General features: G+C 57.8%; 13 protein-coding genes. 2 read left to right on the top strand and 11 right to left on the bottom strand.

Annotated features, from left to right (window positions below; genetic code table 11):
* Window positions 1–462, top strand: a complete 462-nt coding sequence (locus Q8N00_15730; protein MDP2384241.1) for a hypothetical protein — start codon at window positions 1–3, stop codon at window positions 460–462.
* An 86-nt stretch (window positions 463–548) separates the two neighbouring features.
* On the opposite strand, the gene Q8N00_15725 is transcribed toward Q8N00_15730, so the two are convergent.
* From Q8N00_15725 to Q8N00_15715, 3 genes are read right to left on the bottom strand one after another with little or no spacing between them, the layout of a single operon-like run.
* Complete coding sequence (locus Q8N00_15725; GenBank protein ID MDP2384240.1) at window positions 549–1250, bottom strand: hypothetical protein; 702 nt, start codon at window positions 1248–1250, stop codon at window positions 549–551.
* Window positions 1247–2176: an NAD(P)-dependent oxidoreductase gene (locus Q8N00_15720; GenBank protein MDP2384239.1), complete on the bottom strand. Its 930-nt coding sequence runs from the start codon at window positions 2174–2176 to the stop codon at window positions 1247–1249. Before Q8N00_15720 ends, Q8N00_15725 begins: the two co-directional genes overlap by 4 nt.
* Entirely contained in the window at window positions 2173–2664 is a 492-nt protein-coding gene (locus tag Q8N00_15715; GenBank protein ID MDP2384238.1) for a hypothetical protein, read from the bottom strand. Before Q8N00_15715 ends, Q8N00_15720 begins: the two co-directional genes overlap by 4 nt.
* Before the next feature lie 116 nt (window positions 2665–2780).
* Here Q8N00_15715 and Q8N00_15710 point away from each other — a divergent pair, with 116 nt between their 5' ends.
* Window positions 2781–4151, top strand: coding sequence for a M20/M25/M40 family metallo-hydrolase (locus Q8N00_15710; GenBank protein MDP2384237.1), 1371 nt, complete (start codon window positions 2781–2783; stop codon window positions 4149–4151).
* Between the two features lie 767 nt (window positions 4152–4918).
* Here Q8N00_15710 and Q8N00_15705 read toward each other — a convergent pair.
* From Q8N00_15705 to der, 8 genes are all read right to left on the bottom strand, one after another.
* The gene (locus Q8N00_15705; GenBank protein ID MDP2384236.1) at window positions 4919–5164 is read right to left on the bottom strand and encodes a helix-turn-helix domain-containing protein; all 246 of its coding nucleotides are present in this window, start codon (window positions 5162–5164) and stop codon (window positions 4919–4921) included.
* A 203-nt stretch (window positions 5165–5367) separates the two neighbouring features.
* Window positions 5368–6393: a tetratricopeptide repeat protein gene (locus tag Q8N00_15700; protein ID MDP2384235.1), complete on the bottom strand. Its 1026-nt coding sequence runs from the start codon at window positions 6391–6393 to the stop codon at window positions 5368–5370.
* A 394-nt stretch (window positions 6394–6787) separates the two neighbouring features.
* A complete protein-coding gene (gene aat / locus Q8N00_15695; protein MDP2384234.1) occupies window positions 6788–7483 on the bottom strand; it encodes a leucyl/phenylalanyl-tRNA--protein transferase in 696 nt (231 codons plus the stop codon).
* A 56-nt stretch (window positions 7484–7539) separates the two neighbouring features.
* Window positions 7540–9255 carry a hypothetical protein gene (locus Q8N00_15690; GenBank protein ID MDP2384233.1) on the bottom strand — a complete coding sequence of 572 codons (1716 nt, stop codon included), beginning with the start codon at window positions 9253–9255 and terminating at the stop codon, window positions 7540–7542.
* A gap of 421 nt (window positions 9256–9676) precedes the next feature.
* Complete coding sequence (locus tag Q8N00_15685; GenBank protein MDP2384232.1) at window positions 9677–10297, bottom strand: RNA polymerase sigma factor; 621 nt, start codon at window positions 10295–10297, stop codon at window positions 9677–9679.
* A 218-nt stretch (window positions 10298–10515) separates the two neighbouring features.
* Window positions 10516–11220 carry a hypothetical protein gene (locus tag Q8N00_15680; protein ID MDP2384231.1) on the bottom strand — a complete coding sequence of 235 codons (705 nt, stop codon included), beginning with the start codon at window positions 11218–11220 and terminating at the stop codon, window positions 10516–10518.
* Window positions 11221–11456: 236 nt separating this feature from the next.
* A complete protein-coding gene (locus Q8N00_15675; GenBank protein MDP2384230.1) occupies window positions 11457–11888 on the bottom strand; it encodes a hypothetical protein in 432 nt (143 codons plus the stop codon).
* A gap of 247 nt (window positions 11889–12135) precedes the next feature.
* A complete protein-coding gene (gene der, locus Q8N00_15670; protein ID MDP2384229.1) occupies window positions 12136–13536 on the bottom strand; it encodes a ribosome biogenesis GTPase Der in 1401 nt (466 codons plus the stop codon).
* Window positions 13537–13596 lie beyond the last annotated feature (60 nt).

Genomic DNA, 13596 nt, shown 5'->3' with positions numbered 1-13596 from the left:
ATGGTGAAGGTACGGTCGATTCCGACTCTCAACGTAGGGATGATCGCCGCCATGCTGTTGGGGGCTGTATCTCCCACATGGCTTCCACCGCTTGTGACCGGGGAGGTCTCCCTGGCGTCCGAGCTCCCAAGACCGAAGCTGCAAGAAGAAGCGGATGGTTTGATCAAGGACGTCGAGGAAATGGTGGCGCACGGGGGGATGGGGGATACCAAAGCGATCGTCCACCATTGTGGTGAGGTCAGTAAACATGCAGAAACAATCCTCAAGTCCCTTCCTCCGACCGATCCGCATGGCAAAGAAGCCCAGCCCTACCTATTGGAGGCGATCAAGCAATGCCGACGGGTTGCGGAATTGGGGGACAGGGTGGATCCGGGGGCGAGTTTGAATCCGGCGATCAAAGCCAGAACGGCCGTGCGTGAAGCCGTCAAACACCTAGCTGCTGTCAGAGAGAGCGGAGCCTAATACACTCTTGACCTGACGAGGGGAGAGGGCCACACCAGTTCCCTTCGTCAACGGGTTGTGAGACGCGGCAGTTATGTCCTTCACGGTCAATATCCGCTGCCGGTCCTTGCAAAATATTCCCGCAGTCTGCTCATCAGTGCGGTCAGCGCCTGTCGGCGTGCTGCGGTGACTCCATCGCGATCATCCACTCGTGTGGCGGGCCCGACGAGCTTCGACGATCCCTGCGCCTCTTCCTGTGCCAGCTTGGTTTCTCCACGCACATCCCACAAGGCCGCTCGCACGAGACAGAGGGCATCGCTGTGGGTGCCGTTGGCAAGGTAGGCCCCGAGGATTGTCCAGTACAATAAGGGGCCCTTGTAGTTGTTATAACGATCGACGGTCGCGGCGCCATCCACGATGAGCAGGAGGTCTATGCCCTGTCGTATCGCGGATTCGCGTAACTGTACGAATTGGTTTCCCTTGATCGACGCGATGTGGAGGAAGGAGGCGCCGCTGATGAGGTGGTCGCGTTGTAATTCGTTGGTCCAGGCCAGCAGGGACTCCCGATCGGCATCGGTCCACTCGAATTCATGGTGAAGAAATCCCGTCGGCATAACATAGATCCCCAATTTTAGTGGACCTTGTCTGGTCGGAGGGCTTACCGCCGATGGTGATGGCTGAGCCCCGACGAAGCGAGTCTCTTCGTCGCGCAGCGTCTGTTGGAGAGAATCGAGGTGCAGGCCCTGACTGCTCGCACAACCAGTGAGGAGCAACGAGAGGGCGAGCGCGATGTATGATGGAGCATTCATGTCGGCGTCCTATTCCCGTGGACGTTGCTGAGGTCTTCAAGGGCCAGGATGAGCGCGTGGGTTCCGCTCCTGCCATGCCCGAGCTGTTGGACGGTCTTGTAGAGCTGATGTACCAAGGTGAGACCTGGCAGGGCAATCCCCATCCGTTTCGATTCCTCCAGCGCGAGGCCCATATCTTTGACGAAATGTTCGACGAAAAATCCCGGATCGAAGTTGCGTTGCAGAATACGAGGCGCGAGATGATCCAGCGTCCAACAGGCGGCGGCTCCACCACGGATGGAGTCCAGCATCTTGTTCAGGTCGAGCCCTGCCTTGTAGCCATAGAGCAGACTCTCGCAGACGCCGATCATCGTGCCGGCGATTACGATCTGGTTACAGAGTTTCGTCTGTTGCCCGGTGCCGGACCCGCCCTGGTGCACGATCTTTTTTCCCAATAGTTCGAAGAGCGGCATCACGGCCTGCACGGTTTCGTTGCTGCCTCCCACCATGATCGAGAGGGTGGCATTGCGCGCGCCCACATCGCCACCGGACACCGGAGCATCAATCGCTGAGAGCCCCTTGGCCGTTGCACGTTCGGCGATTTCGCGGCTGAGGGCCGGGTCCGTCGTCGTCATATCGACGAGCACCGTGCCTGGTTGTGCGCCGGCGAGGATTCCCTCTTCGCCGAGATAGACGGTCCGCACGTCCTGGGGGAATCCCACCATTGTGAACAGCAGATCCGAGTCAGCGGCGACTGCGCGCGGATTCTCGGCCCACGTTGCGCCGAGGTCCAGCAGCGCTGTGGCTTTGGTTTTCGTACGGCTATGCAGGGTTACCGTATAGCCCGCGGCCAGTAGATGACCGCACATGGACGATCCCATCACGCCTGTGCCGATCCATCCGATTCTCGTTTGTGCCGGAGTAAATATTTTTTGAGTTTTCATCATTGGGTCTGCGCCTCATCAAGGAGTGGGGTAATCCGGTCAGCCACCGCCTGAATCACACCCTCGCGTTCTCCTGCCACCGCGACTCCCTGGAAACTCAGATAATAGCCACCGTGGCTTGGCGCCTGGATGGTGGCGTGGAGTTCGATGCGTGTGCCGTCTTCCACGTCGGGATCTTTGACCGTCGGGAGACCGCAGCGGCCAAACGAGGCCACATTGATCGACGCCGTCTCGTCTTCCAAGTAGAAGAGGTAGGCGCCGTAACAGGTGCTGCCGGCCGGCAGCGTATAGGGATCGAGGGGCTGCACGTTCCGAACGGTCCCTTGTAGGATCACCTGCCGAAGGTGAAAGCGGCTGGGCTCTTCCAGGATCTCGCGAACTGTGATGGGGTCGGCGGCGTAAGATACGGATGGCAATGTCGTCCAGCTCAACCAGAGGGCGAGACAGATCGACACAGCTCGCATATGTTTGTCGAACCATTCGATGGTCATCGGTGGAGCATTCTACCATTCTTACAGTCGCGGTTCGCACTGTCGCGGCGAGGCAATCTCTTTCGTAGTTTAGACACAGTCGGTATAATCCGCGGCATCTTTTAGGAGGACTCATCATGAGTGTAAACGACCGACAACTTGGAACCTATATCACGGAGACCCGCCCAGGGTTTGAAGATCTGCTTGGCCAGATGGTGGAGATTCCTTCGATCAGTATGGATCCGGCGAAGGCCCCCGACATCAAGCGCATGGCGGAATTTTCGAGGCAGTTGCTGACGGGACTGGGGGCGGAGGCTCAGATTGTGGAGACCGGTGGATATCCGATCCTGTCCGGTGGCTGGATGACCGGCGCCCAGCATCCGACGGTGACCATCTATAACCACATGGATGTGCAACCGGCGCAGGAGCCGGAATGGAAGCAGGCGCCTTTTGCGTTCAAGATAGAAAACGGCCTCTATCATGGCCGTGGCGCGACGGATGACAAGGGCCCGGCACTCGCAGCCTTGTTCGGCGCCAGGTACGCGATCGAGCAGGGAGTCCCGATCAACATCCGCTTTCTCTGGGAGCTGGAAGAGGAAATCGGTAGTCCGCATTTCGCAGCCGGGATGAAGAACCGCGCGGCGATTCCTCGGCCGGACTCAGTCGTGGTGTCGGACACCATCTGGCTCGCCAAAGGAAAGCCCGCCATGCCCTATGGTTTGCGTGGACTGCTAGGCGCGAGACTCACGCTACGGACGGGCACGAAAGACGCCCATTCCGGTGTGACCGGCGGCGCGGCGAGGAATCCGCTCGCGGAACTGATGGAAGTGGCCCATGCCTGTGTCGATGCCAAGAGCGGCAAGGTAAAGATTCCCGGTTTCTATAACGATGTGATTGAGCCGACCAAGGCGGAGATCAAGAGTTTCCTCGCCTCTGGTTTCCAGGTGAAGAGCTTCAAACAGGCCTATGGGTTTCAGAAGCTCCGTACGGAGGATCCAGCCGAGATCATGCGCCGCATCTGGGCCGCGCCGACGTTCGAGGTGCATGGTTTGACCGGCGGTTATCACGGGCCTGGCGTAAAAACGGTCGTGCCTGGCCATGGCGAATTGAAAGTGAGCATGAGGCTGGTGCCGAACCAAACTCCGGAGAAAGCCTTTGCCCTGCTCAAGCGCCATGTGGCCAAGATCAATCCGAATGTAAAGGTGGAGAAGGAGGGCATGCTGCACCCGTTCAAGGGGAGCTTCGACGGGCCCTATGTCGATTGTGTGAAGCGGGCCGCGAAGGCCGGGTTTGGAAAAGAACCGGCTTTCATCCGCGAAGGCGGATCGATCGGCGCAGTGGTGACGATGCAGAAGGCCTGGAAGGTGCCGATTCTGTTCATGGGCTTGAGCCTGCCGGAGCATGGCTATCATGCGCCGAACGAATATTTCGACTGGGGCCAGGCCTCCAGCGGGATGAAGGCCTTCGCGCATTACTTTGAGGAGCTGGCGAAGATGGGGAAGGGATAGGGTAGCCTGGTCGTCCTCCTGCTCGCGGAACGCGCACGATAGGAATGTGCTCGTTCGACGCGCGCACTCGAGGATCGACCAGGCTGCCCTTGAAAACGAAGTAGTGAGGGATCGCTCGCGCAGAAGAAGGGATGGAGACTGATGATCTTCTGTGCTCGCGCAACGCGCGGTCGCGGACTCCCCTCGTTGGACGCGCGCAGTGGAAGATCAATCAGTCCCCATCCCTGAGAGATAACGAGCGAACTTGGAGGGAGCATATATTTCGTTCGATGCGCGCAGTGAAGGCCAGTCGGCGATTCCTTATGAAGCGAGTCAGGAAACGGATGGACAGGGTAGGGATCGAAGAAGCCGAGTTGGAATGGCAATTCGATCCCTCGTTGTTACAAAGTCTGAATCCATAATTCCTTCCTGCTGAAAAACATTTCCGATAGTCATGAGTTTGAGAACTAGTCTGACAGACGGGTAGTGGGTCAGTTTGATGATCTGGAATCAACTTCCTTGTGACAATATGAGCAATAGAGCTTTCCGCTCTGCTTGATAGGGTCCCAAGTTCTTTGGTGTGTATTAGGGTTGGTGCCTGTGAGTTTCCCCCCGTTATCCTTATGGCACGGTGATGGATTATTAGGTTTGAGCATGTTTTGGTCTTCCATTTTATCTACGAGGTCAGCACACGATCCTCAGTCTGTCCCATGGCTATATAACCGATTAGCTTGGCAAAGCCGTAGGGGATCGCGGGGGCGTTTTTACTTTTCACTTCCATATTTCTCTCACTCCAGCAACTCCCCTACCGTCACCTTCAGCGCCTCAGCAATCTTCCGCCGCATGCTCGCGCTCGGCTCCTGCTCGTCCGTTTTTATCTTTTTTAAAAATTCAACTGAGATGCGTGCTTTGCTTGCCAGTTCGTCATCGCTGAGGCTGCGCTCCATCTGCCAATATGCGACCTTTCTCCCAAGTCCTTTCCCTTTACCAAGAAGTCTGTCGCTAACGTGGCGAGCCTTAGTCCTCTGACGCATACAACGTCTCCATATTGGAGCAGCTTGGTTACAGGAACGCCCAGAAACTTCGTCAGCTTCATTGTGGACTACTTCTTTGACTTCCATTCCCGCGTTAGTCATTGCAAGAGGGTGTGACCCTCGATCAGCTCACGAACTCATCCAGTGGCACCTTGAGCGTGGCGTGCGGGTTGCGGTGAATGCGGGGATTCGACGGATCCCATTCAACAGCCCTTGAACTGCTGTGCCTGGCACTGTTGCGCGAGTCGCTGTGCTTCAACAATCTGCGCGGGAGTCATGCAAAGTGCAACCGCTTCTCGATTGTTTGCTGCGGACTTCTGCACGTCCCCTGTCGAGTTGGCTGCTGCGAGGCTCCACCACATATACGCCCGCACATAGTCCTGCGGCACCCCGTTCCCGTTGTAATACAGCCCCCCGAGATTGAAGTGCGCTGTCGCGTCACCCTGTGCCGCGGCTTTCTCGTACCACTGTCGCGCCTTCCCGTAATCTTGCTGGACGCCGTGTCCTTCTTCAAACATCACCCCGAGGTTGTACTGCGCATCTGCGTTCCCCTGAACAGCTGCTTTCTCGTACCACTGCCGTGCCTTCGCATAGTCCTGCGGAACGCCATCTCCTTTGGCATACATTACCCCGAGGTTCTGCTGCGCGTTCGCGTACCCCTGGGCAGCGGCTCGCTCGTACCACTGTCGTGCCATCGCGTAACCCTGTGGGACGCCCCACCCATTCTGATATAGCAGTCCGAGGTCGTTCTGCGCGCTTGCATTACTTTGCGCGGCGGCTTGCTCAAACAACTGCTGCGCTTTCGCATAGTCCTGCGTCACACCCCGTCCTTCGGCATACACCACCCCGAGGTTGTACTGCGCATCTGCGTTCCCCTGGGCGGCGGCTTGCTCGTACCACTGTTGTGCCTTCGCGTGATCTTGCGGCACGCCTTGCCCGTTGACATAGAGCGTCCCGAGGTTGTTCTGCGCTGTCGCGTAGTCCTGGGCTACCGCTTTCTCGAACAACTGTCGCGCCTTTGTATAGTCCTGCGGCACGCCCTGCCCGTTGACATAGAGCAGCCCGAGGTCGTTCTGTGCGCTCGCGCTTCCCTGCGCGGCGGCTTTTTCCCACCATTGCCGTGCCTTCGCGTAATCCTGCGGCACACTCCGTCCCTCGAAATACAGCGTCCCGAGAAAGTCCTGTGCCTCCACGACGCCCTGGGTTGCCTGTGTATGCAGCGTTTGCAATTTTTCAGGTGAAATGTTGATCGGTGGGGAAGCTGACGTATGCCCAGAGGGGAGAACGAGTGCAGCCAGGTACCTTATGACGGAAAGGGTGCGCATGGGGCGCAGTATGGCGCGGACCCCAGAGACCGTCAAGGCGCAGGGTCTAGTGTGCGGTAAATGAGCAGCATGGAGAGACTCGTATAGGCGAGTGGAGTGGCGTGTGCGAAGCCGAGCGCGAAGTCGCGTGATGATACTGTGAGTCTCAGTCTTGGCAAATGCTGAAGTGCTAGTCAGAACAGAAACGGTGAGAGTAACGAAGGAGAAAAGTCTAAAAAGTTAGATAACCGGTTATATAACGGAGGAACGGTATTACTAATTTCAATTAGACGACTGAGCTACCGGCTCACGACTTATATCATGGAATGTCGAACTGCCAGCGTCCTCGTCGACCTGGAACGGTCAGCGCCGCATTGAGGTGATCGAGAAACTCTCTGCGGGGGATCTCTTCTGCTCCTAAGTGCATCACATGGGGTGAGGATTGCTGGCAGTCCATGAGTTGGAATCCCCAGGCTTGGAGCTGGCGGATGAGCGAGACCAGCGCCACTTTCGAGGCATCGGAGGTTCGGGTGAACATCGATTCTGCGAAAAAGGCTCCACCGATTGCGATGCCATAGACCCCGCCGACCAGGTGTTCGTCCTGCCAGGTTTCAACCGAATGGGCGTACCCGAGTTCATGTAAGTGGGTGTAGGCGTCGAGCATCTCCTTGGTGATCCATGTGCCCCCGTCAGGATATTGCGGTCTCGGGCCTGCACAGTGAGTCATCACCTCGCGAAAGCAGGTATCGAATGTGACGCGGAAGATGCCGGGGCGGAGACTTCTCTTGAGGCTGCGTGAGATGTGGAGCTTGGGGGGAAAGAGGACGGTCCTGGGATCGGGCGACCACCACAAGATCGGCTGATCGTCGTCGTACCAGGGAAAGATGCCATGACGGTAGGCTTGGAGCAACCGTTCAGGCCGCAGGTCACCTCCGACAGCGAGTAGTCCTTCAGGGGTGGATTCCTCAACGGGCGGAAAGCGCAGATCGGACGGGTTTGCGCTGAGCCTGAACATGACAAGCAAGGTACGTCAATCGACGCTAAAAAACTATAGCTTCTGGAACCAAGCCGTCAGCCTTTTTTGTCTTCCGCCTGAGCCAGGAGCGGCTGGAAGATGGGATCTGCATCCAGGACCGCTTTCAATGACTCTGCTCCGATGAAGAAATTCCAGATGTCCGGCGTCTGCCCGGGAATTTCAACGAACCATTTCTTGGCTTCTGTCAGCAGCTCCAAGACCGCCTGATTATTCCGATCCGGGGTGAACAGCAAGCTGTACGCCTTGGTGTATTCCGCCATGAATTTATCGAGCGGCAGGTCGGCGGTTGCGAGCGCTGCGTCGGCGTCCTGATAGGCGGTCCGAATATCCGAGTCGTCGAAGATGCGGTTCCAGGCTACTTTGTTGATGCGGGACCAGGCCAGTTGGAGCAGGGCTTCGGCTCTGCCGGATCGTCGCTCGGGCGGAATGGCTTTTACCAGGGATTGATGGGTTTCGATCGAGGCGTCTTGGTCGAGATTCCAACGCAGGGCGACGCCTAACCGGAACAGGTTATCGAGTTGTTCCGGATGGACATCCGCCAGGGTCCTCATGGCCGAGAGCATGCGGTAGAGGTAGTCGGCCGTCGTCGGTTTGTCGAACCCGCCCATCTCCATCCCCAGCGAGAGGTCTATGCGTATAGCCTGGGCGTAGATGTTCCAGAAATGCTCATTGACCACCAAGGCCAGCGCCGGATCCTTCACCATGAGTTTGTGAAAGGGAATGGCCTCACGCAGGATGACGGCATAGAGGTGCCGGCTCAGCACCATGAGGGCCTCACTCTGATTGGGATCGATGATGAGCACACGGTTCAACATGGCCACGCGGTCGCGCAGTTCCGGAAAGGTCGCGGCGCGAGCGGCTGCGGCGGTCAAGAGACCGGGAAGATCCGTCGGTCCCCACCAGACGCGCGAGTCCGGGAGGGCTCGGCTCTTTTCGGTGAGGAACGGAATTTTTTCACGGATGCCGCTTGCGGCGACGGCGCCGCTGGTCACGGGAAGGTTCACGACCGCCATGTCGCCCGCGAAGCCATGTTTCTTCAGCCCGGAGAGGACGACCCATTGGAGCGTGATCTCTTTCAGTCCGCGTCTGGTCCGCTTGATCGTATTCGTCCATTTGACCGAACCGGCCTCGTAGGTCAACGGAGCGGTCAGGGGGTCCTGATAGCTGACGGCCATTTTCACCAAGGTGGTCGGCACCGCCACGACGGGACCATTCGGTCGGAGGCGGAACGAGGCCGACGGGATTGCGGTACTGCCGACAATGCGAGTATGGAACCCGGTTCCCGGCGGCGTCAGACCCAGTGAGTCGGTCACGAAGGCCGAGGCGGGGTAGCGGTTGAGCTCTTCACTGAAAAAGACCAGGTCTCCATTACTGGGCCACAAGACCTCCATGCCTACGTCGGTTCGAACCAAGGTGGGTGCATGGGCGGCTTTCAGACCTTGCCAGCAGGAGTCGTAGAGGGGATCGGAGTCGGCCGGATAGGCTTTGATGCCCTTGGGAGACGCGGTCACGAGGGGATACTGACAAGCGAAGTCCAGTTGGCCCACGACGACGGCATTGCCTGCGCCCATGGCTTCGGCGTAACGCTGAGCCGTCGTTTCAGCAGCAGTCACCGCTCGCTTCGACTTCTTCGTTGTTGCGGCAAATGCCGATGCGGTCTCGATCACGCTCATGGCCGTGACCATCGACAGGGTTCCAGCAAGAAACAGGATCGTGAATCGGCGAGGTTGGAGGATCTGCAGGCGCATCATGTCTTATGCTCCTCTAGGATAAAAGTCGATAAGAAGTCGGTACTGTACCATGCAGCTTGAAGGATCTGAAAGGGGCGGGGGAAGACGATTCACCGCTGGTAGGCCGTTAACAGTCGTTGTCCGTACTATACCTTGGCGGCTTGGAGGATTGCCCGGCGCATGTTCACACGGTCGCTGGACTTCAATGGCGGGACCGGGCGATGTCGGCAGAGAGTGACAGTTTGCTGAAGCGAAGCGATGAAGACTTCGCAGTTTGGACAGGCTCCAAGGTGTGTGCGTATTTCGCGGCAAATGTCGGAGGGGAGTTCGTCGTCGATATAGGCGGATAATTGTCGGAGAAGGTCCATGCAATGACCTTGGCCTGGCGTATGGCGGTGAGACGATGGCGTGCGTTTTTTTGGCGTCGCTATTTTTTTCTTGGTCATGAGCCCAAGCCTCCCGACTTGTGGTCATCGTGGTTGGTGATGCCGCGGGCACTGAGTTCCCTCCGCACAAACAAGCGGGCCCGGTGCAACCGCGATTTGACGGCTCGTTCGTTCAAACCCATGATGGATCCCACCTCTTTGGCGCTCAACCCTTCCATATCGCGGAGCACGAGGGCCATCCGATATTTTTTAGGCAACTTGTCGATCGCCTGGTCGAGGGCCTGCCGGAGCTCTTTATTCTGTAGCGCCTCTTCCGGACTGAGCCCTTCCATGGGGATCTGAAGGCGAAACTCCCCTTCCGATGTGGGCACGAAATCTTCAAGCGAGAGCTCATGCTGCGGCTCCCCTTTGCGTTTGCGTCGCATCCGTATGCAGGCCCGTGAGGCGATGGTATAGAGCCAGGTGGAAACCCGTGCCTCGCCGCGAAAATCTTTGAGCCCCCGGTAGGCATTGAGAAAGGTCTCTTGTACGAGATCCTTGGCCGACTCCGTTTCGCCGCATAACCGGTGTGCATATCGATAGATGAGGTCGACATGGTCTCGATAGAGGTTATCAAATCCGTCCGGCTCTTGCGTGGCCGGGCGTTGAAGAGACGTCTTTGGAACGGGAGTGCGCATGGTTGGCGCGGAGTCTAGGGGCTTGGTTGAGGCCTGTCAAGCCAACTTGGCAGGATGCTGAAAAGGTTGCCAGTTGGGAAACGCTGAATGCTGAGCGATGAACGGTGCACAAAAACGCGGTTCACGTCAGCGTTTAGTTGCTCACGCCTTGCGGCTTTGCTGGGCGGATTTTTTGAGTATCCTGCTCGGTCACGGGCGAATGGTACAAAAGCCGAGGGTCAACGGATGGTTGCAGCGCCGGGTCGTGCAGTTGCGGGCTTTGTCGAGGGGAGCGTGACGGTGACATGCTCATGGTCGATATGAAGGGTCAAGGGCTGTCCCACCTTCACGTGAGGCACTCCGATTTTTGAATTGAGCATGACCAGGCCGATGGGAGTACGAATAAAGACGAAGTTGGATTTGAGCTTGGTCACAGTTCCCGAGAGGAGCAGTTGCGCCTCGGCGCCGGTCGGCGGGGCTTGGCTGACTTGCAGATCGAACTGCAGGTTGTGGACTCCTCGGAGTCTATTGTCGTCGTCGACTTCGACGGTCAGCGGATCTCCCTCGTGATAGCTCGAAAGCCGCTCGTCCTCTGTGTCGAGCTGGATGGTCAGGTCACCGTCTGGCCCCCACCATTGGAAGGATTTTTGATCGCCAGTTCCATGTGTCATGGGCCCGCTGAGGTAGCGATGGACTAACGATCCGTCGGTCCTTTTTCGGATCTCGACGACGGTATGGCGCCCATGCACCCAAAAGGTCACGACCTGTGAGGCCTTGAGATCCTTCAAGGTTGTCGTGGAGCTGAGGGTCAGTAGTCCGATCGGGGTCTTGAGAAAGACAATTCCGGGTTTGGTTCGCCAGACAGAGCCGCGTAACGTGATCGAGGGATCGATCGTGGTTGGTTCACTCGCAGCTGGGGCCTCAGCGACTGGGGCGGAGATCATTCCGGTCGTGGCCGGTACCTCCTCGGCATGAACTGGACCCAGGAGGGTGCCGAGGATTGCCCCGGCGTAGAACGTGCCACGGATAGAGTGCTGAAGCCTGCGAAGACATGGATGGCAGGCTCCAATCATCTGAGGTATGTCCTTCCGCGATGCATCGTCATCTTGTGCGAATAACATGATGCCATCGGGGAGTCAAGGTGAATGCCATTATCTCAGATGCCGGACCAGTGCGGTCCTTATGCATGTGTGTGTGAACAATCGGTCGGCATCGTGGTAAGGGGTTGGAGCTGTGCGGGACTGTTGCCAGGGTGAGGGAGTGAGCGCAGGGGGTCGAGGGTCAGGATAATTCTGAGTTCATGACCGGTCGAGTGTGGTACCCCGAATCCTCTGAGCAGGAGGGACGGCGTAACCATGTGACAAATGCGGCGCATCTCGAACTGTGCCCAGTCCTCGGTCTCGACTCGGCGGTGGAGCTGTGCCAGGACGTCACGACAGAATTCCGTGAGGAAGGACGGCATGGATTCAGGTGCCATCTGCGGCCAGAGCTCATGGGTGTCACCGAACAGGGCCATGAGTGCACGAGCCGGTCCATTCATATGCAGGATGCGAGCGGATGAAGAAAACACGATCATGCCAGAGTCCGGGGAAGAGAGGAGGGATTGTGGCATCGTATCTGTTCCCCGTGAGACTGCCTCGTTCGCCGTCAAGAGATCTTCTGGTAGGCACTGAAGAGGGCTTTCAGGAAATAGGGGTGACACAGGCATCCTTTCGAGGAAATGCTTCAGGACTGTGCAAGAGTTGCACCTGTGGCAAAACTCCAGGAAGCGTGACTATCCTACGAATACCGATCACAACGTGATGTCTAGAGTCGGGTGGCGCACAAAGAGAGTGTGGTGGTGGCGGAAATTGAACCGGCTATTTCTTGCGAACCAAGAGGCGAATCGGGGTTCCCTCGAATCCATATTCCTCGCGGACTTGGTTCTCGAGAAAGCGGAGGTAGGAGGGCGTGATATTGTCCGGGTGCCCGACAAACAACGCGAAGACGGGTGGTTGTATCGCGACCTGGGTCATGAAGGCTGACTTCGTGATTTTCGTCGGTTTGCCTTTCCGCACCGGCAGGGGGTGGGTGGAGAGGATCTCCTGGAGGAACTTGTTCAAGGCGCCGGTCGGGATCCGTTTTGAGAATGCCGCGAACACCCGATCGATAGTCGGAAAGAGCTGGCCAAGCGAATCGGGATGTGCTGCGGAAGCGAAGAGGACCGGTGCCCACGTCAGGAAGGGGAAGCGCCGATGCAGTTCCTGTTCGACTTCCTGCCGGGCCTGGCTGTCGCCTTCCCGGAGGTCCCATTTATTGACGAGGAGGAAACAGGCTCGTCCTTGCTTGATGATGATCCCGGCAATCTTGGTGTCCTGTTCCGTGACGCCTTCCGTGGCGTCGAGGAGCAAGACTCCGAGGTCGGATCGTCCGATAGCCAGATGCGAACGGACCACGCTGTAGCCTTCGATGCCCCGGTCGATTTTTCCTCGACGACGAATGCCGGCGGTATCGGTGAAGAGATAATTCCGTCCTTGATGGAGGGCGATGGAGTCGATCGAATCTCTGGTGGTCCCCGGCACATCGCTGACGACCACCCGGTCTTCCCCGAGCACGGCGTTCACCAGCGTGGACTTTCCGACATTCGGTCGCCCCACGACGGCAATGCGGGGCATCGTCGTTTTCTCAGGGTTTTCATCGGGGACCGGGAGGAGCGGATAGAGCGCGTCCAGGAGGTCGGACACGCCGATGCCATGCTCTGCAGAGATAGGATAGAGTGTGTCCGTTCCCAATTGATAGAAATCCGCCACGAGGGGTTCGACCTTGGGCGTGTCGATCTTATTTACCACGATGAACAAGGGCTTCGTGGTGCCGCGCAAGAGCCGGACGACTGCGAGATCCGGGGTCGTGAGCCCGGTCCGGCCGTCCATCAGTAGAATCAAAATATCCGCTTCCGCAATGGCGAGTTCCGATTGACGCTTGATGAGGATCAACATGCTTTCCGAGGCGGTCGGGTCCAGGCCCCCCGTATCGACCAGGCGGTACGGCCGGTTCCGATAGGTGCCGTCAGCGTAGTTGCGATCTCGCGTGACACCGGGGACGTCGTCCACAATCGCCGTTCGTTTGCCGAGCATGCGATTAAAGAGCGTCGATTTGCCGACGTTGGGGCGACCGATAATGGCCACAATAGGCGGGTGTGCCGCTGTGGTTTGCCGTATCGGTGCCGTTTCTTCAGCGACGGTCTCTTCGGGGATGTTTTTGGATTTTTTCGTGCGTGGCATAGAAACTTCTATACCGACCGTAACATAAGAATTTTGGCAAACACAACCATCGTCAGGTAC

Source organism: Nitrospirota bacterium, assembly GCA_030684575.1.
Taxonomy (GTDB): Bacteria; Nitrospirota; Nitrospiria; order Nitrospirales; family Nitrospiraceae; genus Palsa-1315.
Note: the sequence above shows the minus strand (reverse complement) of the source record. Positions and strands in the feature narration are given on the sequence as shown.